General features: G+C 59.5%; 15 protein-coding genes and 3 pseudogenes. 3 read left to right on the forward strand and 15 right to left on the reverse strand.

Translation table 11 applies throughout. The features are described 5' to 3' along the window. Positions 1 to 49: 49 nt before the first annotated feature. Both NKH23_RS34605 and NKH23_RS15965 read left to right on the forward strand, forming a co-directional pair. Positions 50 to 213, forward strand: a pseudogene (locus tag NKH23_RS34605) (IS481 family transposase); the annotation flags it as partial. Then, positions 176 to 364, forward strand: coding sequence for a hypothetical protein (locus NKH23_RS15965; RefSeq protein WP_352977673.1), 189 nt, complete (start codon positions 176 to 178; stop codon positions 362 to 364). The pseudogene NKH23_RS34605 and the gene NKH23_RS15965, both read left to right, overlap by 38 nt. A gap of 234 nt (positions 365 to 598) precedes the next feature. Here the strand turns inward: NKH23_RS15965 and NKH23_RS15970 are convergent. The 6 genes and pseudogenes from NKH23_RS15970 to NKH23_RS15995 all read right to left on the reverse strand — a co-directional run. Continuing rightward, positions 599 to 781, reverse strand: a pseudogene (locus tag NKH23_RS15970) (hypothetical protein); the annotation flags it as partial. 124 nt (positions 782 to 905) lie between these two features. Next, positions 906 to 1,907 (reverse strand): nucleotidyltransferase family protein, encoded by a 1,002-nt coding sequence (locus NKH23_RS15975; RefSeq protein ID WP_352977541.1) that lies wholly within the window; start codon positions 1,905 to 1,907, stop codon positions 906 to 908. Next, positions 1,904 to 3,076, reverse strand: coding sequence for a PqqD family peptide modification chaperone (locus NKH23_RS15980; protein ID WP_353035057.1), 1,173 nt, complete (start codon positions 3,074 to 3,076; stop codon positions 1,904 to 1,906). Before NKH23_RS15980 ends, NKH23_RS15975 begins: the two co-directional genes overlap by 4 nt. A 288-nt stretch (positions 3,077 to 3,364) precedes the next feature. Continuing rightward, positions 3,365 to 4,810 carry an undecaprenyl-phosphate glucose phosphotransferase gene (locus tag NKH23_RS15985; RefSeq protein ID WP_352916515.1) on the reverse strand — a complete coding sequence of 482 codons (1,446 nt, stop codon included), beginning with the start codon at positions 4,808 to 4,810 and terminating at the stop codon, positions 3,365 to 3,367. A 438-nt stretch (positions 4,811 to 5,248) separates the two neighbouring features. Next, positions 5,249 to 6,409, reverse strand: a complete 1,161-nt coding sequence (locus NKH23_RS15990; protein ID WP_352916517.1) for a glycosyltransferase family protein — start codon at positions 6,407 to 6,409, stop codon at positions 5,249 to 5,251. A gap of 33 nt (positions 6,410 to 6,442) precedes the next feature. Continuing rightward, positions 6,443 to 8,101: a GMC family oxidoreductase gene (locus NKH23_RS15995; RefSeq protein WP_352916518.1), complete on the reverse strand. Its 1,659-nt coding sequence runs from the start codon at positions 8,099 to 8,101 to the stop codon at positions 6,443 to 6,445. A 195-nt stretch (positions 8,102 to 8,296) separates the two neighbouring features. Between NKH23_RS15995 and NKH23_RS16000 the strand changes: the two genes are divergently transcribed. Beyond that, positions 8,297 to 9,511: a right-handed parallel beta-helix repeat-containing protein gene (locus NKH23_RS16000; RefSeq protein WP_352916520.1), complete on the forward strand. Its 1,215-nt coding sequence runs from the start codon at positions 8,297 to 8,299 to the stop codon at positions 9,509 to 9,511. A gap of 37 nt (positions 9,512 to 9,548) precedes the next feature. On the opposite strand, the gene NKH23_RS16005 is transcribed toward NKH23_RS16000, so the two are convergent. The 9 genes and pseudogenes from NKH23_RS16005 to NKH23_RS34610 form a co-directional block, all read right to left on the reverse strand. Then, positions 9,549 to 9,953, reverse strand: a complete 405-nt coding sequence (locus NKH23_RS16005) for a recombinase family protein (protein ID WP_352916522.1) — start codon at positions 9,951 to 9,953, stop codon at positions 9,549 to 9,551. Further along, positions 9,950 to 11,155: a glycosyltransferase family 4 protein gene (locus tag NKH23_RS16010; RefSeq protein WP_353035060.1), complete on the reverse strand. Its 1,206-nt coding sequence runs from the start codon at positions 11,153 to 11,155 to the stop codon at positions 9,950 to 9,952. Before NKH23_RS16010 ends, NKH23_RS16005 begins: the two co-directional genes overlap by 4 nt. 249 nt (positions 11,156 to 11,404) lie before the next feature. Beyond that, positions 11,405 to 12,589: a glycosyltransferase family 4 protein gene (locus NKH23_RS16015; RefSeq protein WP_353035062.1), complete on the reverse strand. Its 1,185-nt coding sequence runs from the start codon at positions 12,587 to 12,589 to the stop codon at positions 11,405 to 11,407. A 215-nt stretch (positions 12,590 to 12,804) separates the two neighbouring features. Then, positions 12,805 to 13,614 carry a polysaccharide biosynthesis/export family protein gene (locus NKH23_RS16020; RefSeq protein ID WP_353017106.1) on the reverse strand — a complete coding sequence of 270 codons (810 nt, stop codon included), beginning with the start codon at positions 13,612 to 13,614 and terminating at the stop codon, positions 12,805 to 12,807. 251 nt (positions 13,615 to 13,865) lie between these two features. Further along, positions 13,866 to 15,227, reverse strand: coding sequence for an O-antigen ligase family protein (locus NKH23_RS16025; protein WP_352916530.1), 1,362 nt, complete (start codon positions 15,225 to 15,227; stop codon positions 13,866 to 13,868). Then, on the reverse strand, positions 15,224 to 16,987 hold the full coding sequence (locus NKH23_RS16030; protein WP_352916532.1) for a GNVR domain-containing protein: 1,764 nt from the start codon (positions 16,985 to 16,987) through the stop codon (positions 15,224 to 15,226). Before NKH23_RS16030 ends, NKH23_RS16025 begins: the two co-directional genes overlap by 4 nt. 10 nt (positions 16,988 to 16,997) lie before the next feature. Beyond that, positions 16,998 to 18,314 (reverse strand): oligosaccharide flippase family protein, encoded by a 1,317-nt coding sequence (locus tag NKH23_RS16035; RefSeq protein ID WP_353035065.1) that lies wholly within the window; start codon positions 18,312 to 18,314, stop codon positions 16,998 to 17,000. Positions 18,315 to 18,477: 163 nt separating this feature from the next. After that, positions 18,478 to 19,266 carry a WecB/TagA/CpsF family glycosyltransferase gene (locus tag NKH23_RS16040; RefSeq protein WP_352916536.1) on the reverse strand — a complete coding sequence of 263 codons (789 nt, stop codon included), beginning with the start codon at positions 19,264 to 19,266 and terminating at the stop codon, positions 18,478 to 18,480. Between the two features lie 165 nt (positions 19,267 to 19,431). After that, positions 19,432 to 19,546: pseudogene (locus tag NKH23_RS34610) on the reverse strand (bifunctional Delta(1)-pyrroline-2-carboxylate/Delta(1)-piperideine-2-carboxylate reductase); the annotation flags it as partial. Positions 19,547 to 19,612: the final 66 nt, after the last annotated feature.

The following is a 19,612-nucleotide window of genomic DNA, read 5'->3' on the forward strand; positions in this document are numbered from 1 at the left end:
CGAGGAGACTGGAGTTACCAAGCTCCAGCACTCACCGGAGGGGTACTAAATGAACATCCACAAGAATGCCCGTCTGACGCCGTGGCGTCGAGAGGAACTGGCTCTTTCGGTCATCGAGCGACGTCTTTCCTAAGCCTTGCGGCGCAGGCCTATGGTGTGTCGAAGCGAGCGGCCTGTGATGCTGGTCGATGGCGTCGATGTGCCGGTGGTCGACCCAACCTGGGTTCGACGTGAGATCGGCGTCGTCTTGCAAGAGAACGTGCTCTTCAACCGGTCCATTCGCGAGAACATCGCGCTCGCCTGTCCGGCTATGCCCATGCAGCGGGCATCGGCCGCCGGACACGCGTCGATGCGTAACCAGTGACCAATGATGATGATGCCTGACACCTCGAAGAGGTCTGCAGTCATAGGACGCGTTCGCGAGCTCCGGCGCGGACGCCCGCTCGACTCGTGCCTCCGCCTCTATAAGCGCAGTGGGGCCGACACCTTCCGCGCTCTTGCGTGCAGGACGGGTGACTCGAGCTAGCTTTCCGCAAATTTTCGCGCCGCGTCTATTCGGACTACGCGTCATCTATGGTCGGCCAGGAGGACCCCCATGTCCGGGACCTCCGCCATGCGATGCGGCAATAGCTTTCGAGTTTAAGCTCGTCCCAAGCAACAGAGCGATGGATGGAGGTGTTACAATAGCAAAACGTCCGGCATTCTTTAGAAATTCACGACGCGCCTGTTCTTCTGGGATACGTTTATCTGTCTTTACCTTGGAAGACTTCCTGCTCTTCATCTAATGTACTCCCGTTTTGTGAATAACAACTCTGAACTAATGTGACACCTAACGCCATAATATGACATATGGGTGTCGTGAAGACAAGTTGCCGTCAAGATACACTTCAGGAAATTAAGTATTACTACACTTTTGACCCGAGATCGCCGTCAAGGAGGATGCTCGTGGCGCGGCGTCCAAAGTCGAGGGGACTTCGTCGGCCCAAGCCATCGCCATGTAGGAGTCGCCACATACCCCACAGCGAATTGCCGACTAGGCGCAATGAAACGCCGAGGACGGGATGGTACAAGGGGAAGACACGCCGCCAGTGTTGAAAGCGAACCCATGGGCGCCGCACATATTGCGCCGGTGCTCTGACGCCAAAGAAGTGACTCAATGCCAGGAGTTGAGTATCGAACGCGTTCCGCGCGTTCTGGTCGGGCAAGGATGTTCGGAGCACCGCCCAATCCAGCTTATGTTGTTCCGCCAGCCGTGCCAGATCAAAAAGGTGGCGAAAGTCGGTCCTTCCACGCCAGTAGTCCGCCTCCTTGATAAGATCATGCATGATCCAGTGGAGCGCCCGCGACTGTGGAGGGGGGATTTTCGCCCTAAGGCCGTGACGGCGGGTAAGCCTCGGGGGCTCGCGGTCAATCTCCCGGTACGGCCGGAGTTCCAGGAGACCGACGTCTTGCGGGCGCGCCATGCCACCAGGGACCGTCACTTCGACGTAGCCAAGCTTTGCAAGGCAAGCCCGGGCAGCCCCTTCTTTGGCCGTTTCCACAGCCAAGTCGAGATCGCTCATGATTCTGTCGGGAACCCTGCCGCTCGACGAAAGGAACAAGGGAACGGCCCCTTTGAGCAGGATCGGAACGACGCCCCCCTGATTGAGGGCAGCAACGGCTTCATTCAGCTGCCTGCGCAAGCGCAAATTGCGGTCCCGGTTGCAGCGGTAAATGAACTGAAGATACTGGCCTACGTCTTCGGGGAGGCGGTCAAGCTGGCCCGTGTGCGCAAGAGTGGCGAACAAGACAGGCGTAAGCAGAGTGTGGTTGGCCAGTGCAATCACCGACAGCCAGTCGGCCGTTACCACCTGGCGGCCGTTAAGTCCCGCGATCAGGGCCTCGAGCGCCTCCCCGGTGGGCTTCATCGGCACGCCGCCTTCAGCAGTTCCAACGCGTCATCCAATTTGGCATAGGTCAGGCAAAAGCCCTGTGCCGATCGGATGACTTGGCAAAGAACGTCGAATGCGGTGCTGCTTAGCTCTTTATTCCGCGCAAAGGCGCCGTTCAGCAAGCCACCCAGGATGTCGGTCGGGTCAATCACCCGCAGGGAAGGCTTGGCATCCTGCGTCCGACAGAGCAAGACCACCCAGCCCACTGGCCGGGGAACGGGAGGGACATGATCCTTGGGCACAAGAAAACGCACGCGCCTGCGATCGGGGCGTCGGTATACCGGAGACCTGCCGAGTTCGGGGAAATAATGTCCGAGAATGGACCATGATCCCGATTTGACTGCAGGCGCAAAAGCAAGGCCGATACCCTGTCCGGCCGAGTCGAGAAGTGTCACATCGTCTGCCGCGAAGCCAAACCCGGCGTGGACCAGCGCCAAGGTCAGCGTCGTCTTGCCCGAGCCAGGGTTACCACAAAGGAGGAGCGTGCGGCCGTTCTTGAACAGCGCCGCCGCGTGGAGGGCGAGTTCATATTCACTGTGCCCAAGCACTTCGGCCAGCAGTTGCCCTTTGACCATAATGGGTATCTCGTCTCGACCACAGGAATCAGTCCAGTGGCCATCCCGGAACAGGTGGATCCGCTGCCCGCGCTCAACCAGATGGAATTGAACGTCGGCGACCCTGTTTCGAACTTCGAGATGCTGAAACACGGTCGCGGCCGGACAGGCAACGGCCGCCGGATACAGTATGCGCACACACACGCCTGGAACAGCAACGACCTGGCAGATGTGTTGATGAGCTGCGGTTGGGCACGGCGGTGGAGCAGGCTGGATTAGGCCGAGCCGTTCCCAGTCTTGAAGGGCAGCCTCGACATAGCCATCGGCCTCTTGCCTATCAACGCCACGGGCTGCCATCTCGCCCACGATAGCCTCGACCGGCACGCCTTCTTCAAGCGAGCGCCAGATATCCGCCGCAGTGTCATTGAGCGCAAAAACTAGCCCCTGCGTTGAACTGAGGAGGATATTTTGCCCTTTGATGCATGCAAGCCGACCTTGGGGAACTAACCTCGCCGTAGCATTCTCGACAGGGGGAGGCCCCGCAGTTCGGTCAGTGGTTCGGGTTTGTTGCGGACTCACAGAAGCCGTCATCCTCGTTTGTCTGGCGTCGAGATCGTTCGATTCGAGTGGGAACTCACGACCAGAGAGACACGATCTTCGTCAATCGCTCGAGTCATAGCATTCCTCCCCGCTCCCAAGCGGTAACTTGCCAACGCCGTTGCCGTGTGGGCAGTTTTGCTTGAAGTCGCAGGTTATGCATTGAGCGGTCGCTGTGCTCGGCAGTTAATTTATAGGATCGTCGGCCGGCCGCCACTCCTTGCAAATCAATCACTTGCCACACAAAATCGCCTCCAGCGGCCACGAATCGGCAAAGTTGGGCTAGACGGCGTTTCGCCCCGTCCAGATGCGGGGGATGGTCAGAAGCAGGATCTTTACGTCGAGCCAGACCGACCAGTTGTTCACGTACCACATATCGTGTTCGACACGCTTGATCATCATGTAGACATCAGGCGTCGCGCCGCGCCAGCCATTTATTTGTGCCCAGCCGGTGATCCCCGGCTTCACCTTGTGCCGAGCCGGATAGAGAGAGATGATCTGGCTGTATTCGCTGTCGTGCGCCAGCGCGTGCGGCCGTGGGCCTACCAACGACATGTCGCCCTTCAGCACGTTCCATAGCTGCGGAATCTCGTCGATACTGAACCTTCTCAATATGCGCCCAACGCGGGTGACGCGGGGATCGCCCCTGCAGGCTTGAGGGACAACGGGCCCGTCCTCCAGGATCGTCATCGTTCGGAACTTATAGATCTTGAACGTGCGGCCATTGAACCCGGCCCGACGCTGACAGAAGAGCACCGGCGCCCTGGATTCGATCGCAATCAGCGCCGCTACAACGGCCAAAGGGGGCAGAAGAAATGGAAGGGCGACAATGGTCAGCACGAGATCGAAGAGCCGCTTCATAAGGAGTTGAGGCGCCGTCAGGGGCGCGCTTTGCAGTTCTATCGCCCTCGTCCCCCCCAGGTTGACGACAGGTCGCTGCAAGAGCGCGCTAACGACGTGGTCCGGAAGGAGCCTTACGGGTACCGCAACCACGCAAAGGTGGGCCGTGATTTTCTCAATCAGGGATATGTCAGCCCAACTGACAGCAAGGACTATCTCGTCGACAGAACGCCGACGCACATGTTCAATGAGCTTATCCATACACTCAAGGAGCGAGCCCTCGCTGGATGCAGCCGGCAACGTAATCGTTTGGCAGACCTCGCATCCGGAAGCCTCGATTGCCTGGACAACGCCACTTGGCACGCGCACGTCCGATTGCGTTACGATCACTACTTGCGGTTTGGCAAGCATGTCCGACCTGGTCAAGGAGGCAAACAGTCGTCCGGCGCCCAAGCGCACGAAGATGATGCCGCTAAGTCCCGTCACGAAGAACAGCATGACGGCTTGGCGCGAAAACATGTCTCCCACTTTGAGTGCAAGCGCCACAACCGACAGGCAAAGAAAGACCGCCGTCCAGATCAGCGCGACCTCCTTGATCTGAGAGGCCAGCGACCGCAGCTCGGAACTCAGATACAGGCCGCGCGCATATGCGGAAGTCGAAAAAAGGGCGGCTACAGCAACACCGAGCCCGAAGTTCCGGCCGTACTCGCCGAAATGTCCGAAACTCACAAGATCATATACCATTCCCGAGACGATGCTGAGCAGCACGACGGACATTGCCTCGAGAAGCGGAAACGACTGCAGAAGAACATTGACCTTGAGGGGCACGTTCGACAGCGGTGCGTTTGACGTGGCGCCCGCACGGGGGCCTTCATGAAGAAGTGCCATGACGTTCACCTGCGTTCAAAGCCGCATCCATCCACCAATGTCGCAACGACCCCCCTCCTCTGCTGAAAACCACCGGAGTGCCCAGCGTGACCTGGCACCCGTCCCCTGCGATCATTGCCCCTTCACGCGAAGTTCGATTGCGGTGGCTGCGGGTAGCACAGAGAATGGCCAGAGAATGGCAGCGACACTGTGCGAATCCAATTCGGCATAAGCTCTAACCCCAAAGGGTAGAGCCGGCGGACATACCGAGCTTCCTTGCCCGCTTCCGGCGCCTGTTAGCCCTTCGAGTACCTCGAAATGATATGCTCTCGCGCGCAGAACTGGAGCGGCGGACGCTCCGACGGAAGCGACCGGGTCGAAACTGCCGCCCTTTCTCTTTGTTTGGGCACCGCTTGAGCACCGAAACCCGAAACCGGGTCTATTTTCGAGCCTGATCGTCTAGGCGAGCGCCATTGCATCGGCGGCGATCCGTCGCAGCTGGAGCTTGCGATCGTGGAGGCGTGGGGGCGGCTCCATGCCGATCGTGGCAAGGATGTGATCCCAACGGTAGACCCAATCATGCATCTCTAGGCAACGGACCGCACTTGTCCGGCGCAACAATTCTGTGCGGCGGGGGTTCGCGTCGAGTTCGCCAATTACGTCTGCGATACTGCTCGAGTCTGGTGATACCTCGATCACCGCGTCTGGCCAGTCAAAGTGCTCGCTGAATTCGGCGCATTGCGGCGCGGTCCCAAGCATGACGGCGCCGCCCGCGGCCCCTTCGAAGAAACGGGCAGGCAGCACCTGCTCGCCGACAACCGTGCCAGACCTGTGGTTTGCCAGCGTCGCTGGACTGAAAGCCATGAAATAACGCGTGCGCCTGATGATGTTGGCGAGCAGCGACCGATGCTCACGCCAGTCCTTGACCCGGGAACCCGTGCTTGCGAGCGTGTCGTACAGATAGAAGAGGTCCCGTTCTTCGGCCAGCTTCAGAAGCTGTCCGTGTATCTTCGCGGCTCGGTTGCCGATCGAATATACGTCGACCACGCGCTTAACCGGCAACAGATACGGCGTTGAAATAAGGCCGTCGACAGCCGTGGGGAGAAAGGAGCAGGGCGTGCGGGTGTATTGAGGCAGGCGCGGTATGCAGGCGCTGTGCAACAGGAACACGTAGTCGAACTGGTCCAGGAGCTTGAGATATTGGCGGTCCTGTTCGAGCGTGCTCGACCAGAGTTCGAACAGATACGCGACAGCGACCTTGCAGCGGCCGCGCCATTCGTGGATGCGAGACAATTCTACAAGGCTTTGCGGGCTCCAGGCCACGAAGAAGAAAAGGTCATAATCTTGCGTGAGCCGAACATGCTCAATGCTTGGCGCATTCATTAACCCCAGACCTTTGCGAATCCCGTTCGTCAGTCTGTTGAAGTCACGCTGGACGTCGTGGGCGTCGTGTTTTGGCAAGATGGCGTGAAAGCGCCTCGTGAGGTAGTTGTCGATGCCGGGGGCGATCAAATCGCCTTCCTCGCATTCGGCAACGATGCGGCAGAACTCATAAGCCAATGCAAAGTGTGCCCGATCCTTCGCGTTGAATTCAGAGGCAACAAGTGTACGTCTCTTCAAGGAATTCTCCCGCCAATTGTCGTTCACTTTCGACTATTCGGCCGCTGCAGGTTGGGCCGGCCCATCGTGCTCCAGCGCCGCAAGAGGCTGTCGGCCAAGAATCATGTCTGCCGCCTTCTCTGCGATCATAAACACAGCGGCCGACGTGTTGGCCGAGGGAACGGCGGGCATGATGGAGGCGTCGACCACCCGCAAGGCCTGCATGTTGTGGACCCGCAACTGGTCGTCCACGACAGATGCAGCACTGACAAGTGGGCCCATGCGGCACGATCCGCACAAATGATACGTGGTCAGCCCGATTTCGCGGGCGAACTGAAGACGGTCGGCGTCGTCCGTTATCTTCGGGCCGGGAAGCTCTTCCGTGCAGTTGTAGCGCCTTAGCTCGGGGGCGCGAAACAGCTGCTGCACAGTCTTCATGCCGTCGACAACGACCTGCCGGTCCTGATCATCGGCGAGGTAGTTGGGCTGGATGAGCGGAGCTCGAAACGGATCGGCCGAGACGGCCCGCACGTGTCCGATGCTCTTCGGCCGCAACTGATAGTAGCCAAGCTTGATGACTGGAAACCGCCGCGCGCTGTGGTCGGCATAATTGCCCAAGGCAAGTTCAAGCTGGATGTCAGGGGTGGAGTGAAGATCCCGCGAGTTGACGTACCCGTAGACGAGCGACGGGCTGACGGCGAGAAAGTTCGGGCGGCCCAGCATCCATTTGGCCGCCTCGCGCAGGAGGGCGACGCCGTGTCCGCTAACCGTTTCAATACCCTCTACCCGGGCGATCAGGTGGACCGCATAGTGGTCCTGGACATTTGCGCCGACACCGGACAATTCGTGCACGAGCGGAATGCCGAGCTCGGAGAGCATACCCGCAGCACCGACGCCCGACAGCTGCAGCAATTTTGGTGAGTTCGCGGCCCCAGCCGAGAGGATCACCTCGTTACGGGCCTTCACACAGCTCGTTGGATGACCCGGCCCTCCTCGTGCATATCGAACGCCCATGGCACGCTTTCCCTCGAAGAGGACGGCAGTGGCCTGCGCGTTCGTGCGGACATCCAAGTTCTTCTTTTTGGCGATCGGCCGTAGGAAAGCCCGCCCTGCGCTCACGCGCCATCCCTTTTCTATATAGCGCTGATAGTAGCCCACGCCGGCTTGGTTTGCCGCATTGTAGTCGGGATTGCGCGGGACACCGGCATTTAGCGCGGCCTCGATGAATGCATCACAAAGCGGATGTCGCCAATCGCAGTCTGTAACCGGAAGCAGCCCGTCAGTCCCGCGGTAGAAGGGATCACATGCCCCAAGCCTGCGCTCGGTTCTCTTGAAATAGGGCAGCAGGTCGGCGTAGCCCCAGCCGCGATTGCCCTGGCGGGCCCACTCGTCGAAGTCCGCGGCGGCGCCACGGTTGTAGATCATCCCGTTAATTGCGGTCGACCCGCCTAGTGTCTTGCCCTGCGCCATCGGAATGGCACGATTGGCCGTTCCCGGGCTCGGCTCCGTTTCGAACTGCCAGGCATATTTGGGATTCGAGCATGTCTTGTAGAGCCCCGCCGGAATGTGCAGAAGGATGCTGCTGTCGGACGGCCCCGCCTCGAGCAAGCAGACCGTATTGGTCCCGTCAGCCGCCAGACGATTGGCCAAGACGCAGCCTGCCGCGCCTGCTCCGACGATCACATAGTCAAAGACATCCGCCTCGACCGACATCGGTTCGCGCTCCGCTTATCGCCAGCTTCAAAGAATGGCAGGGAATCCGGCAGATGGCACTTTGCCCATCGGTATTAAGCCTTATGAAGGTCTTTCGCGGCGGGCTGAATGGCGAGATGCTGTGCGGGCATAAGCCTGCCGCCAATCTGCATTCTTGGGGAACCTGCGCCGGCTGGCGCACAGGGGGAGATGGGGATGCCTGACGACAACCTCGCCGAGGACGCCGCCTTTCCGAGAGGACGGATGCGGCATGCCCTTCCGCATCTCGTCGGCCACCTCGACGTCTCCGCACAAGCGGAGCCGACGTCTGACACCCGAACGGGTCGCGCGGCCGGCAATCTCTTAGAGTCCCGGCTTAATCGGCGCAGTCTCCTTGCCGGGCTGGCGCTGTCCGTCTCGGGCGTCGTCGGCGCAGCGCTGCATCTGGGCATGGGGCGATCGGGCGGGGGTAAATGGTTCGGGGGCGCGGCCACCTTTCTGCGTCCAAGCGGACCGGTGCTCTCGCGCGCAGATGGGCAGATCATTGAAAATCTTGACATTTATGCCCCCCAAGGCCACGGGATCACGATACTCCATCAGGGAGTCATTGTCCGCAGCTGCCGCATTCGTCATGCCATGGGCAGCGGGATATACGTCCGCGAAGCCGCCGGAATACGCTTGCAGGATCTCGAGATCGATCATGTCGGCGTTCCCCCCTCGGGGACCGGACCAAGCCAGAACCGCAACAACATAGAGCTGGAAAGCTGCCCCGATGCAATCATCATCCGTGTCAGGGCGTCCCGCGGCTCCTCCAACATCTATGTCGTCGACTGTCCGGGCACCCAGATGAGCTTCCTCGAACTCCACGACGCGCGCGGGCCGTTCCCGCGTGGACAGAATGTGCAGTTCAACCGCTCTCCGGATACGAGCCTGGAAGAATTCTCGGCCGAGAACGGTCCCACCTCCTGGACAGAGGACAATATTTCTGTCTTTCACTCGGATCGCTGTGCCGTTCGGCGTGGACTCGTCTTCTATAATAACAGCCCGACCGGGGCTGGCGTCATGCTGGAGGGAAGCTTCAATTGCCTTGTCGAAGACGTCGATGCCGTTCAACAGGGCAACGGCGCCTTCTCGGCCGTCCCGCAGGATGATGTCGGCAGTGGCGGATGCTCGTTCAACCGCTGCCGGAGCCGGGACACCTACAATGAGCCGCGGGACGACAGGGACGCCCCGACATCCAACGGCCTGTCGTTCCATACCCGGATATCGGAAGGCGCTGAAAAGCACAGCGTTAGGGACTGCTGCGTCTACGCGCTCGCCAATCCCGGCAACATCATCTGGGAAACGGCGGCCGTGCATGCCGGGTGGTCCATCGAGCGCAAGACATTTGATCCTAGGCCGCCATTGCGGCTTGCCTTCAACTGGCGGTGAGCGGAGGGTGCGCTGGTGCGTCGAATCCGACCAGGACCTACCGACGACGACGCCAAAAGAGAAACAGGTCTGCTAACATTGACCGCGGCGGGGACATCCCAAGCGTCCAGAGAGGCGCCGATGCAAGGATCATGCGTCCCGTCGTCGTGCTGGTATCAACAGGTGTGTCGACGATGCGAAGGCCGACATCCTTGGTGCCAAGCCTTTCGATGAGCGCCAGCACTTCCCGGGTTGTGCGCGCGATACGGTAGGGCCTCGTGACGGCGATCACGTCTCCTTTCCTGGTACAGGCGATCGCCCTCTCCAACTCCGGCGTCGAACCGAATATGCTGGTTTTCTCGCAGAAGAAGTTCTCGGCCCCCAGCCGGGCAAGATAAAGCCTCTGCGCCTCCAGCCTTGCGGCGGGTTCGAAGGTGTTGATGCGACAGTAGCCGATGATCACCGCCCTGCCCAACCGTAAGAAGCGTTCAGGGAATGGGATGCAAGGGGCCTGGCAAGCCGCTGACGATCTGCAAGCCGCGGTTCGTCAATCCCTTTGTCTTCCTCCCCCTTCACGGAGATTCCGATGTTGGACCGCAATCCAGAGGGGTTCGCGAGCTCCAGATATTGCTTTGCAACACTGTGAGCATCGAACTGTCTAACCCTCTCGCGGGCACCCGACGACAAACGCGACCAAAGGTCATCATCGTCCAGCACCGCCTTCAGCGCTGCGGCCATCGCGTCGGCCTGTGGTTCGACCACTGCCCCATTCACGTCATCCGCGAGCAGATCCCGGCTGAGCCTTGAAGACCCGACGATGGGTGTGCCGGTGGCGATCGCCTCCATCACCGTTGCTGAGGCGACAGGAACCGTATAGCGCGTGGGGAAAGCGGCGACGCGAACGCGGCTGTGTAACTCGCGAACGCGTGCTCCCTCTGCCATGCCGAGAAGGACTACGTGCCGCCTTATCGGTTCAGGAAGAGCATCGACCGCCTCCCGCACCGGTCTTGTGATGTCACCCGTCACGTAGAGCCGTACGGAAGTGTCGTTGAGGGCGCCGAATGCCCGGATCGTCGCCTCCGGCACCTTGTAGGGCGAAGTGCCGGCATGGAGGATTGCCCGCTCGCGATCTGCCAGCCCACGAGACGCATATGACTGGCGATCGATGCATTCGGGAATTTTCAGGATTCGGACTCTTGGCAGCCCAAGATCTCGCCCGAGTTCTTCCTGAAGCTCGGTCGTAGTGGCGACGATGTGGTGGCAGCGCCGCGTGCTTATCCGTCGAATGGCTCGCCAGGCTGCCGCAAGCGCCCCTTTCCGCCTCTGAAGATCGTGGACGATCTGGACGATCGTGCCATGCAGCGGAAGCGGCACCGCCTCGCTGTGAATGACAAGGTCCGGCCGGAAGCGATTGATGATGCCGATCGCTCGCAGCCACGCCGCGACCGAGGCCGGCCCGGTCAAAGGTGTCCGGCTCAATCCGATTATTGGCAAGACGAGACGAGGAGAAAGAAGCCGCTCAAATTTTGCGTGGCTTTCGAAGGCGCCTACTACGATCTGGACCTGGTGCCCGAGCTCTATCAGCGCCTGGGCAAGTGCCACAATGAAGATGCTCACTCCGTCAGGCGAATCCAAAGGTTCGCGCCGGGTCAGTACAATACGCATTTTCCCAAGCCGTTTAATTGGCTGCCCACAACTCCCGATGCACCCGTAGCTGTTGCAGCAACGAAAGCTAGAGACGTGGTCATGATCGGGGCAGGCCTTTGAACCTCTGCGAAGCACATGGCACGCTAAGATCGAATTGATCAACAACGAACAGGGAGTACCCCCGCCATCCGACGTGGCGGCGCCGCGCTCAACAACGCGTGAAACTTCGGCCGGTCCTGGTAGGCTCCTGCCGGCGCCGACGTCACCTCACGACACCGCCGCAAAGGCCCGGACTGGACGCCTGATCACCGATTCGTAGATCGCCATCAGCCGACGGAGGTTTGCCTCGGGTGTGTACCGCTCCTCATAGGCGGCATAGGCCCTGTCTGCCATTTCCACAAGGGCGGATCGGTTTGAAAGCGCCCAACGCACTTGGTCGGCTAACGCGCCGGCATTGCCGGCAGGAACGACAAGGGCGGTGACGCCTGGCTCCACGACCCCCTTGATCCACGGCATATCCGAACAGATGACCGGCAGCCGGCTCGCGAAGGCTTCGAGGACGGTCATAGTAGGAAACATCTCAGCCCCTTTCGACGGAAAGAGCAGGAATTCTGCTGCCTGCATCTCCTTCAACACCGTCTCGCGCGGCTGAGGCCCTAGATATTCCACGCGCCCGCCCGCGGACTGCTCGACGAGCGGAGCCAGAGGCCCTTCGCCGATGACCCGCAGCGGGTAATCGATCTGCTTCCACGCCTCGAGCAGTGTGGCCACCCCCTTGTGATGCTCATCCAGTCGTCCGACGAACAGCCCTCCATTGCGACGAAGGTCACCGAAGATCGGCGGCCTGGCAACCGTGTTCGGCTTGACGACGATACGCTCGGCAGGCAGGCCTCCTTCCACAAGCTTGCCCCTGACCCAATCGTTAAGGGCAATGAAGCGGTCGACCTTGCGAGACCAGGTGCCGGTTTTCTTGTGAAACTCTACCATTGCGGCAAGGGCGAGCGTGCCCAGCAGGGAATTCCTGTAGACCTTCTTCGGAATGGTCCACCAGCAGGCGTGGTGGAGACTTCGCTCCCGAAGCCTCTCATCAGGATAAAGCAGGGCGCTGGGACAGATGATCCTGAAATTGTGCAAGGTCATTACCGATGGCACGCCGGCATCCCGGCACGCATCCAGGATGGAGGGGCTCAGGAGGGGAAAGAAATTGTGAACGTGGACGACGTCCGGTGAAAATTCCCTCAACTTACGTGACAGGGCCCGCCGTGAGTGGGGGTTGTAGACAACCCCTAGGGCGGTCGAAATCTTTCGAGAGACCCCCACGACATCGTCATTGGTGGCGGAGAACAACTCGACCTCGACCCCATTCTGCTTGAGGCACGCGAGTTCCTCCCCAACAACGCTCTCCTCTCCAGCCCTTATCCTGTAGAAATTGTGAACTAGCAAAACGCGCATCGGGGATCGCTCCGTTGAATGTCAGTTCGGCACCGTTGACGCCCGTGGCGACGACGCAACGGCTCCGGCAAAGTCGGCCTTTGGCAAAACGATCTCCACAACGTCGCCGGGCGCAAGCCCGAGATCCCACCGGCGAGCCGTTGGGATAGGAAACCACATTGCCGGTATCGAGCCTTCGCTGCCGGGGAGCGTCTCGGCCCCCTCCTCTCGCTTAGCTATGGACTGTTATGTCGGGCCGGTCCGCGGCTACCAGCAAGGTGGATTGCGCTTGTCGCCAGCTTCTGCGCCGTACCCGCAAGACGCGCCGAGATGTCCTTTTCACTGTCTGACAGACGAGCTTCGATATGCGCTGTTGCCGTTTGCTTCAATCGTTCGGCGAGCGCCTCAGGCACCGGCACGTTCTCGACATGTTCGACTTCTTCGCCGAGTTCGGTGCGAAGGCGCCAAATGCGAGCCTGTTCCGTTGCGAATTGCGCCCATAGGGCTTTGTACTCGGAACCGAAATCGGCCGCTTCCATGAGCGGATTGGCGATGCGAACCTGGGCAGCGCTGTAGCCACTCGCAACCGCCACAGCCTGTCGGACGGTCACACCCGGCCGGAAGATGTACTCTCCCGGCCTGGCCACATCACCATAAACATAGATGGGCCGGTATTCGGCAAGCGAAACAAAGACCTGGTCGGTCTGGATCAGGTGCGTGATTTCAGGGCCGTCCGCGGTCCCCCGCCGATACTGCTTGCTGGCGAGACTGCCAGCGATTACTTCCTGCGCTTGTTGAATGGAAAGGCCGCTGGCTTGAATCGCTCCAACCAGCGCCAAGTTCACCTCGCCGTCCACTCCGATCAGCAATCGCTGCCTGAAATCCGGAATACCGGGGACCGATACCTCCAGCGTATCTCCGAGCTGTAGCGTGTAGTCGGCAAGTGCCGCTGTCGGAATCAGAGCGATGGCGCCAGCGAACGAAGCGAGACGGGTCGAAGCCATGGTCATCGACAGCGCCGATAACAAGGATCTCAACAGCTTCATGGGTCACCCAACGGGTTGCCCCCGTATCTCTACGGGCGACTTAGAACGGGTTTCTCCGGCGCAGGCGAACCTGCGCAGTGGATGACCTATGCTACCAGAGGAGGCATAGCCGAGGCCGAGGCAAAATGGCTGGCTCGCTGGCTCTTTCGAGGCACTCCTGATGGAACCGGCACGGCGCTGCCGCATGAGCGGGCACATTAGCGGAGGCTCTCCTGCTCCTGCCGCGCCAAAATCGGTACAACGCCACCCTTTTACTGAGACCGATAGCCCGCCGATGTCGGGTGGGCCCCATCCATGTTCGGCCAGATGTATGAACAAGCGCAATGCTGCGTTCGACCCGGTTCAACTGGAGGAAGTTCCACAGCCACGGCCGGAACGCTGGCGCGAAGCGCAATCAAATAGCCGTATAAGAAAGCAATTCCCACAATCTGTAGAGGGCTCTCCAGGACTGGATTGACGAACATGGCGAGGAAAATCGTGATGAAGACTGTGGACGCATGATTGCTAACACCGCGTGGCAGTCGATTTGGCGGGAAGGCCACCAAAATGGCAGACACGATCAAAATGAAACCAATGACCCCCGTCCGCAATATGGCTTGAAAGAACGAATTGTGAATTCCTGTCGAGAGTATCTCAAGCATTTTGGCATGCGTAGTACTCCTGGTGTCGGGAAGAAAAGTAATATCCTCGAATCCGGGAAACTCGTATCGCCATCGGACCGATTCCTTCCCAAATCCGATGCCAAATCCGTATGTATCCGCAAGGGATGTGAGTGCGTCCGAAATGAACGCGAGTCTGATCCCGGAGTTCGGGTCCAGAGCAAAGGTTTGAGGTATGAAGTTCAACCCGACTGCATAGGCAAAAGTCAGTGCGGTCGCCAGAGCTGCGGCCATCAACCGGCCGGGCACGCCAATTAGAATGACGATCATCGTGACCGCGAGCACCTTGAACTGAGCCAAGGGGCTGGCGAGGGCTATTCCCAATAAGAGTAAAATGCCGCCGTATCGGCGCCAGTCGTTCGTCAGAAAAATACCGCCTGCAACGAAAAACACGGCAATGGCCATGTTGTTGATCAGCGAACCGTAAAGAATCGGTATCGTGGCTTGCGGAGATGCGCCCTGATACTGCACGTCCTGCTGAAACATCACCGCCGGCGCGACAACGAGAGACAGGAACAGGAAAACGGGTGCACCAAAAAAGGCATTGCCGCTCATCAGCCTGCGGCGGAAATAAGCCTTGGATGCCCATGCGACGGCGAAGAATCCTACAATCGGGACGATTTGCCTTATGACTGCTTCTTGAAGAAAGTGAACCTGCCAGGAATCCGGCATCAGCCTGTATCTGGACAGCAGGGCAATGAAGAGGCAGAAGGCGGTGTAGACCGCCAGCAGACGAGGCGGCACCGTCTGCCGCAGCAAGGCATAGGCCAGACAGACACCGACCGGCATCACTATGAAGAAAAGGCCAAGCAGGCGCAGGGATATTGCGAGGGCGCAGGCCAGCCAAATGCCGGAGAGAAAGAGGGTGTAGTCGAGCACGTCAGGGGAATGGCTGCAAACGAGGTCGACCGGCTTTGAACCCTTCCTGCATGACAATGTCGCTGGCGAGGTCATGGCCTGTATTCCCGGTTAGGACTGAAAGCCGCACGGTTGATCCTGGTCAAAATTAGTGCCGAGAGTTTCTCTGCAGGGATGATGCGCAGGATTCTCTCGAGGTGGTCCGCGAAAGTGCGGCGTGCCTGCAGCACCAAAAGGACCTCGTTGATGACGCCCATGGCCGCTTCCAGATCAGCGGTGCGGTCGGTGCTGTGAAAATCAACCACTATACAACTGTATTCTTGCTGCAGATGCTGGAGTGCAGCGGAGATGGAGAGCGAGGCATTCAACTCGGAGATTGACCCCGTGGGCCTGAGAACCAGAACTTCCAGCTCTTCCTGATCCGCGGGAATGGTGGCAAACGCCCTGGCGAGCTTGCGACCTGGCTCCGCGTTCAGCATTGGCTGGTCCATTGATGGCTTTTGCCAATTGGCATCAACGAGCAGTGTCTTTTGCCCGGTCGCCGCAATGATCCTTGCGAGATGAACCGCCACCGTGGAGCTTCCGGACTTGCCGAGGGGTGAAGCAACGCCGACTACAAATCCGCTTTGGCGGCCCTGAACTCCGCGCATCCGGGTGGCAATCTTGCTCACTTGGCGGCCCTGAACTCCGCGCATCCGGGTGGCAATCTTGCTCAGCGAGCTGTGAAGCTCGGGAGCGTCCTTTGAGTAGACGGGCTGCAAAAACTGCTCGCATGGCCCCACAACATTCCACCTGCGGCGGGGAATTCTGGGGATCCCTACAATCCGATCAAGGCCGGTCGACCTGTGCACATCTTCGACCGTTATCAGGCGGTGGTTCATTGCTTGCTTGATCAATGCATGACCAACGCCGGCAATCCCACCTGCCATAACGGAGAGCGCTGCCATTAGGACCGTTGGTGGCCAACTGCGTTGACGAGGCGGTTCGGCCGCCGTGATCACCCTTGCGCCCGGGATCAGCGAGGCGCTAAAATCGGAGTGCGTCCGCTGCAGAAGGGCATTGTAAAGCGAGCGATAAACCTCGGCCGCGCTCTGCTGCTCGCGGATAAGGACTCTCGCCCTCTCCGCAGATTCAGGGTCCGATGGCAGTTCCGTCAGTGATTCGGTCACAAAAGCCTTTTCCCGAAGTTCCGCCAGCCGCTTGTGCAGATCAGATGTTTCTTCCGTGCGAGCCGCCTGCCGGCGTTCGCGCTGATTTCCGATGTAACCGTCGGCGATCGCATTCGCGAGCATGGCCGAGAACTGAGGATCGGAAGACGTCACCCCGATCTCGACGGCGCTGGAGGAACCCATCTGACGAACGGAAAACGCGCGCCTCACAAGGACCATCGACTCATGCCGAATATTTGGCTCCGCCCTCGTCAGTTCGGTGCCGAAGAGAGACGCCAATTGGCCCCGCACATAGCTGGAGATCCGGGTGCGCAAGCTGTCCATCACAAACTCTTCGTCTTCCGCTAAGCCAGTGTGGTCAACAACGCGTCCGACGACCTCGTCCGACTGAATGACCTGTATCTGGCTCTCTACATAGACCCGCTCATCTGCCTCAGCTTCGCCCGGTTGCGAAGCGGGCGGAGATGAAAGGAGCATCGTCGCATAGGCGGTGTAATATCCAGGCGAAAGGACCACATATGCGCCGCCGACACCAAGGCTCACAACCATCCAGAGGAGGCAAAGGCGCCAACAGCTTCGAACAAATCTTAAGGCGTCTTTCACGGTCAGTTCGTCGCGATCCTTGGGGGGGATCGGCTGGTGAGGCGACCCGGACGGCTGAACGACAAAGTGATCAGGCGCGAACATACAGACTCTCCTACGACCGGAAACGATCGGCCTCGTGCTCCAACGGTGCGGATTGGGACAGCGGCGGATATCCTCGCACCCGGCCTGCGTCGCAAGCCGCGGTGCGAAGGACGGCCGCTCCGCCAATGAGGAAGAAGCCGGCTGAAACCACCAGCACGATGACTTCCTTCGCCACCATCGCATAAACAACGGCTTGCTCAGCCATGACGAAAGACAAAAAATATGCGGCCACCAGGAATACTAGCAGACCGGATGCATTAAGGGCGGACCATTCATTTTCATATCCGTAGCTAAACATGAATATATTTGATGTGAATGTATTTATGTTCATCAGAAATGGTATAATTGCCATTGCTCGCACGAAAGGTGTCGCTCCTGAAAATTCATCTCCAAAGAGGATAAATATTATATATGGAGCAACAAAGTACATTCCAATACTCATCGCCGTTCCGGCTGCTACGGTGAATAGTGATCTCCTTATAAGTCGTACCCCTGCAGCAGGGTCGACATGAGCGTAGTATGAAACCCTCGGTATGAATGTATCCATAAGCAACTTAAAATATACCCGCGCGGCTACTAGGAATTTTTCGGCGACAGAATATTGTCCGGCTGCGATATAACCTTCGAAATGTTGGACAAGGGCGACAGGCAGGGTGACTAGGGCAGTCTCCACGGCTATGAAGAGGCATCCCCTCCAGCCATTGCGCAGTTGCATTCCAATCGTCGAAAGCGTCACGGACCTGAAGCCGCCGAACCCAATCGGAAGGATGAAAGGTAAGCAGATGACGCCACTGACGATGGGAACTGCGCTCTGGATGGCAACGGCGAGCGCGACCTGGTCAGGTGATGCGACCATGGCGACGAAACAGACGAGCGCCAGAACGCGAGCAACAACCACCGCGACAGCCGCCTGCCAGGCGCGTTCCAGGCCGACGAAGAGCCAGGCCGGAAAAATAATGTTGCCGACGGCCGAGAGCATCGCGCACAGGAATGTTGGCCTACTAAGCGCCAGGACGTCGCCGGCCAGCACAAGGCCGACCAGGCATACGGCAACGAATAGCACTGACTTGGTTGCCATGACCTGAGCAACCAGGGACGCGATCGCCGCCGGCTCGTATCGAAGGGAAGCAACCCTGCGCTGCGCGGTCCAATGAAATCCATAGGCCACGACGACGGTAGCGAGTTGTCCGATGGCGAGCGCATAGGCATACCGCCCGAAACTCAAGGGTCCGAGGACACGCCCGGCATAGGGCAATATGATTAGCGGCTGCAGGACGTCGGCGACATGCAGGACAGCCAGACTGGCGGCCTGTTTGCTCAAAGTCATGGTAGCCTCCAGTCAGGTGCCTGTCGAGGCGATGCAAGCCACACCGTTCAGATATGGGCAGCGCCCCCTCCCAGCATCAGCGCCAAAGAACAGCCGGCCGTGAAGGAGTTGGCGAAGATCGGCAATACGGCGGTCCGAGTGTGTTCACTGGTTCCGCCTCCCTCTAACCGTTACGAAGTCTGCGCCTGGGAAGCAGCGATGCCTGCAGCAAAGCCAGGATGAACAGGCTGTTCGTCACGAGATACCTGCTCGCCAGTCGGCGGGGATCCTGGAAGAGCCGGTGCAGCCATTCCAGCCCGCTCTTCTGCATCCATTGCGGCGCCCGCTTGACATCTCCGGCGTGGAAATCGAAAGCTGCTCCTACCCCCAACATGACCGCATTGATCCGGCCGCGATGCGCCTGCATCCAGCTTTCCTGCTTGGGACATCCGAGCCCCACCCACATGATCCTCGCACCGGACTGATTGATCATTCTGACCACTGCCTCATCCTCCTCGGCCGACAGAGGGCGGAGCGGAGGTGAGTAAGAGCCCACGATGTTTATGCCGGCAAACTCGGTTCGAATGCACTGTTCGAGACGCTGGAGGGTGCCCGGGCTGCCGCCGTACAGGAACATTGCCGAGCCGAGTTCCGATGCCCTCCCGCAACAAATCCACATCAGGTCCGGTCCGGCGATGCGCGGCTGATCCGCGTGTCCCTGCCGCCTCAGCATCCAGGCCACCGGCGCTCCATCCGGCGCGACAAGGTCGGCGCTATCCATCGCTTCGGCATGGGCGCGATTGCGGCGGGCGGTGACGACACTGTGGACATTACACAGAAAAACCGTTCGGCTCTCCCGCCGCAGGGCCCAGTCGAAGACGCAGTTGACTGCCTGCGCCAAGCCCAGAGCGTGCACGGGTACGCCAAGCACTTGCTCGCGCACCACTCTCTGATCGATCGCGAGCTCTGTCATGCCACCCTCGATTGCTGCAATGGTGAGCCATCATCACAGCGTGCGAGCACTTCGAGTTCAATTGCTATTCCGAACGGGAAGCTGGCGGGCGGCGCTCATCGGAGGTACTTAAAAAGAATATCCCTTGTTCTCTCTGTGGTGCCGAAAGAGCGCATGGAATGCGCGGCCCCTCGCGCCGTCGAGCAGGAGGTAAAGCCCCATCACCGCGCGTTTGCCTACGGCATTGTTGTCGGGCGACACCATGACGATCTTGACGCCCGATATGGCCATCTGCCGACGTCCAGGGCCGCAACGGAGAGAACAAGGGATACCCCTTTTAAGTACTTCCGATGAGAGCGCCGCCCGC

The organism is Mesorhizobium sp. M1328, from assembly GCF_040318075.1.
Classification (GTDB): domain Bacteria; phylum Pseudomonadota; class Alphaproteobacteria; order Rhizobiales; family Rhizobiaceae; genus Mesorhizobium.

Bases quoted from the DNA above. Each gene is read 5' to 3' on its own strand.
- NKH23_RS15975 (WP_352977541.1), bottom strand. From the start codon at position 1,907: ATGAAGCCCACCGGGGAGGCGCTCGAGGCCCTGATCGCGGGACTTAAC.
- NKH23_RS15980 (WP_353035057.1), bottom strand. From the start codon at position 3,076: ATGACGGCTTCTGTGAGTCCGCAACAAACCCGAACCACTGACCGAACT.
- NKH23_RS15985 (WP_352916515.1), bottom strand. From the start codon at position 4,810: ATGGCACTTCTTCATGAAGGCCCCCGTGCGGGCGCCACGTCAAACGCA.
- NKH23_RS15995 (WP_352916518.1), bottom strand. From the start codon at position 8,101: ATGTCGGTCGAGGCGGATGTCTTTGACTATGTGATCGTCGGAGCAGGC.
- NKH23_RS16000 (WP_352916520.1), top strand. From the start codon at position 8,297: ATGCCTGACGACAACCTCGCCGAGGACGCCGCCTTTCCGAGAGGACGG.
- NKH23_RS16010 (WP_353035060.1), bottom strand. From the start codon at position 11,155: ATGCGTATTGTACTGACCCGGCGCGAACCTTTGGATTCGCCTGACGGA.
- NKH23_RS16015 (WP_353035062.1), bottom strand. From the start codon at position 12,589: ATGCGCGTTTTGCTAGTTCACAATTTCTACAGGATAAGGGCTGGAGAG.
- NKH23_RS16020 (WP_353017106.1), bottom strand. From the start codon at position 13,614: ATGAAGCTGTTGAGATCCTTGTTATCGGCGCTGTCGATGACCATGGCT.
- NKH23_RS16025 (WP_352916530.1), bottom strand. From the start codon at position 15,227: ATGACCTCGCCAGCGACATTGTCATGCAGGAAGGGTTCAAAGCCGGTC.
- NKH23_RS16030 (WP_352916532.1), bottom strand. From the start codon at position 16,987: ATGTTCGCGCCTGATCACTTTGTCGTTCAGCCGTCCGGGTCGCCTCAC.
- NKH23_RS16035 (WP_353035065.1), bottom strand. From the start codon at position 18,314: ATGACTTTGAGCAAACAGGCCGCCAGTCTGGCTGTCCTGCATGTCGCC.
- NKH23_RS16040 (WP_352916536.1), bottom strand. From the start codon at position 19,266: ATGACAGAGCTCGCGATCGATCAGAGAGTGGTGCGCGAGCAAGTGCTT.